This is a genomic window from Alloprevotella sp. OH1205_COT-284 (assembly GCF_003859795.1).
Taxonomy (GTDB): domain Bacteria; phylum Bacteroidota; class Bacteroidia; order Bacteroidales; family Bacteroidaceae; genus Alloprevotella.
Genome location: NZ_RQYI01000052.1, coordinates 1 through 3,537 on the forward strand (window position 1 = coordinate 1; position 3,537 = coordinate 3,537).

Below are 3,537 nucleotides of genomic sequence, written 5' to 3' on the forward strand. Positions count from 1 at the left end.
AGAAGAAAATAAACAGAAGACCAAGACAAAAACTCGATTTTGAAACACCTAAATCGGAGTTCTACAAAAGAATATCATAATTTTGCACTTACTGGTTGACTCTACGAACGAAAGAAATGGGACGAATGGTGGTGAAAAGTGTACTTTCGCTTGGCAAATTGAGGGGCAAGTGCTAAATTTGCACGGAATTTTCAATACACACATCATTTCTAAAAACACACAATTTATCATGGCATCTTGCGATACGCTCTCCGAATACCTCAAAAAAGAAGGTTTCTGCCCCGAACCCACCGAATTTGGTTTGCAGTTCAAATATCAAACGCTCGACTTCATCCACTTTCGCGATGAGGAAGACGAGCTGTTTTTCAATCTTTTCTTTCCGCAGATTTTCCAAGTGACGGAAGAAAACCGCCTCGACGTTTTGGCCGCAATCGACCGCGCCAACGCCGAAGTCAAAGTGGCCAAGGGCTCTATTCGTTTCGGAAACGCCGTTTGGGTCGGGGTCGAGATGTTGCTGAGCGACAACTACGACTTGGGCGACATCGTGCCGCGTTCGCTCAACATGATGCTCTACTATCGCGACATGTTCTATCATGCCTTTGCCGAAACTCCTTCGGGAAAAGCACTCATGAAAGCCGCCGGGCAGGAGCAGGCGTAAGACGGACGTCGAACGCCGAATTGCCGAGCAGGCATCTTTTCTTTGTCGAAGAGATGCCTGCTCGTTTTTTTCGTCTTTTGCTTTTTGCCTTTTCTAAACCGAGAAAAGAAGGGAGCGGTATGGCCGAATTTGCTATTTCTTAGATAGCAATTTCTCTTTGGATAATTTTTCTTTGTTAAAAGAACTGTATAATTTGTCCATTTTTTGCTTTTCATTAAAACTTTACGACTTTCTTTCCTGTCGTTTTTTTTAGAGAAATCGTATCTTTGCCGTGTGAAACTTAGAAATTTACATTCTAAATCTCCTCAACGTTGATATTTTAGTTTAAAAATTTAATATATAATACCATGAAAAGAATTTTTACTGCTTTTCTCTGTTTATTCGCCATGGTAGGAATGGCGCAGATTACTTTGCCTTTTGAATATAAGGAAGGAGACTTCCCAACAGGTATGACAGGAAATGGACTGGGGAGATACGTAGATATAAAAACGAAACTTAAATTCGACAAGCAAGGAGACGAACTGATTCTTTCACTTCCTTCCCTCCCACAGAGTTGCGTTTTAGAATATAACATAAAGAGGAATGGCGGAGAGAATCAGCATAATATCTTCGATGTTGAATGTTCTAATAATGGCACAACATATACAATATTAAAACATTATACCAATAACTTTGCCACAAATTTAAAACACGAAAGTCTGCAGATTCCGGCTGCAACAATGTCTATTCGTTTTAAATATACACAAAGAAAAAAGAGAGGCAATGTCGGAATTGGTATGATAAAAATCAACTCACTTCTCCTCATAATTGGCGAGAGTGGTTACACAACTTTCTATTGTGGTTATCCTTACAAAATGCCTACCGGTTTGACGGGAAATACTGTTAAAGTCTCGGGAATGAATGTAACGCTGACGCCCAGCTACGCATCAGGAAGCAATGTTCCCGCCAACACTCCGCTGTTGATTTCGGGTACGGAAGGCAATCATACAGCAACAATTCTTACCGAAACAGTTCCTGCTTTTTCGGGAACCAATCTTCTCAAAGGCACATTGACTGAGCAAGCAATAACAGCTCCCGCAGGCGGAATGGTTTATGTCTTTGCGAAAGACGACACCGACGGCCTCGGCTTCTATTGGCAGAATGGAACAGACGGAACGACTTTGACCAATGCCGCCGGTAAGTGCTATCTTGAAGTATCGGGTGGATCGGGCGTGCAAGGTTTCCGTCTTGACGGAACGCTTACGGCGATTGAAGCCGCTGCCACCGAAAAGGCCGACGAACAGATTTACGACCTCAGCGGACGCCGCGTGAACAATGCAGGTCGCGGTCTGTATATCGTCAATGGCAAAAAAGTAATCCGATAAAGATTTTTGATTTTACCCTTAAAACAATATGAACATGAAATCATACAAAAGTCCTATTGCTACGGAGATCGCTCTGCAATCCGAACAACTCATTGCTACTTCTCCTATGAGTGTGCACAATAAAACCACCACTGCCGAACAGCTCTCACAAGAGTATTCTGCTAACGATTGGGCGGACAGCGACATCTTCGAATAACAAAACTCCAAGGATGTTGTGAAACGAATGAAACGATGAAATCGTTCGTTCGGAGTAGCACTGATCTTCATATAATCCCTGCTTTGAGAATACATTGGGAACTCGAAGCAGGGGTTATTTTTTGTGGCAACGGGCCGCTCCTTTGTAAGCATCCGAAATCCGCCGACTTTTCTATGGCGTTTTTTTCTTTCTACCTTTGCCAACAAAAACACCATGTTTAATTTGAATTATTGCTGTCCGGTAGAAAACTGAACCAACCTCAAAACTCGCTGTTATAAAGTAACTTACTATGAAAAACGAAATAGGAGCTTGTGTTTTCCCATACTATCATTTCTGACATGGTCAAGCTGCTTTTCTGTTCGTAAAGCCCTTTTAGAAAGCCGTTTTTACAAAAAATGAAGGATTTTAGCTCAAAATCTCTAACCTCTTAAATTTTCCGGACAGTAAAAATAACGAGTAGAAAATTTTAAGTAACGAGTAGATTTTTCTGCTCGTTACTTCGTTTGCTCTACTTTTGAAGTAAGATGCGTTCCGACGCATTAAAAATATATTTGGACAAACCGAAGAGAAGGTGAGGCCATTCTTCGTGAAAAAGCAACTTTTTCTGCCCCTACCGGGAGTTTTTGTTATTTTTGTCTACATTGTCTACACTTTCCTTGTTAAGTTATAGATATATAGGGGATTGCGAATGTAGACAAAGCGGAAAATCAACTACATTCGTTGTTGCAACCTACACACTGCATCGGGAAGGCGTGCAAAGATGTGAAATCGTTCGTGTAGGCAGTGTAGGTTTTGGGAAAATCTGTCTACATTCTTTTTTGTCTGTGTATCATTGCCTTAGCCTCCTTCCGTGTATATTGGAAATCTGTTGTATACACTTTCATTTTGCTGAAATTCAGTGAGATGAAAGGCGTAGTGTATGTTTTTCGACAATTTTACGAAAAGAACTTTGTAGAGAGCCCACATAACGAGCGATTGCCCCCTAAAAACTACGTTTGACGTGTTGCCAAAAGTGCGTTCGGCCAGCTCGGGGAAAATGGGGGCGGTCTTGCAGCGGCTTCGTTGCGGAGGAGGTGTGCTTTTGCAGCGATCCCGTCATCCTCTCTTTCGTCGATTTTATGGAAAATCTTCAAAAAGAAGAATGCAAAATTTGGGCAGGAGCAAGGGTAATGTCCGAAAAAGTGTGTAAGATTTCCCTCCGTTCCTCCCCCAGGCTTTGGGTTAACCCAAAGCCTGGGGGAGTTTTGTGGTGTTGATTTTAGGTTATCGTTTTACTGTATTTCCCATTCTCTAAAGTACGGCAGTCTCCTTGCATACGC

The 3,537-nt window shown here is 42.0% G+C and carries 3 protein-coding genes; all 3 read left to right on the plus strand.

Going from position 1 to position 3,537, the window contains the following annotated elements; genetic code table 11:
- The first annotated feature begins 229 nt into the window (after positions 1 to 229).
- The 3 genes from EII14_RS08955 to EII14_RS09370 all read left to right on the plus strand — a co-directional run bounded on the left by EII14_RS08955 (position 230) and on the right by EII14_RS09370 (position 2,218).
- Positions 230 to 658, plus strand: a complete 429-nt coding sequence (locus EII14_RS08955) for a hypothetical protein (protein ID WP_124932181.1) — start codon at positions 230 to 232, stop codon at positions 656 to 658.
- A gap of 347 nt (positions 659 to 1,005) precedes the next feature.
- Entirely contained in the window at positions 1,006 to 2,022 is a 1,017-nt protein-coding gene (locus tag EII14_RS08960) for a hypothetical protein (RefSeq protein ID WP_124932182.1), read from the plus strand.
- A gap of 34 nt (positions 2,023 to 2,056) precedes the next feature.
- Positions 2,057 to 2,218: a hypothetical protein gene (locus tag EII14_RS09370; RefSeq protein ID WP_158608367.1), complete on the plus strand. Its 162-nt coding sequence runs from the start codon at positions 2,057 to 2,059 to the stop codon at positions 2,216 to 2,218.
- The last annotated feature ends 1,319 nt before the right edge of the window (positions 2,219 to 3,537 follow it).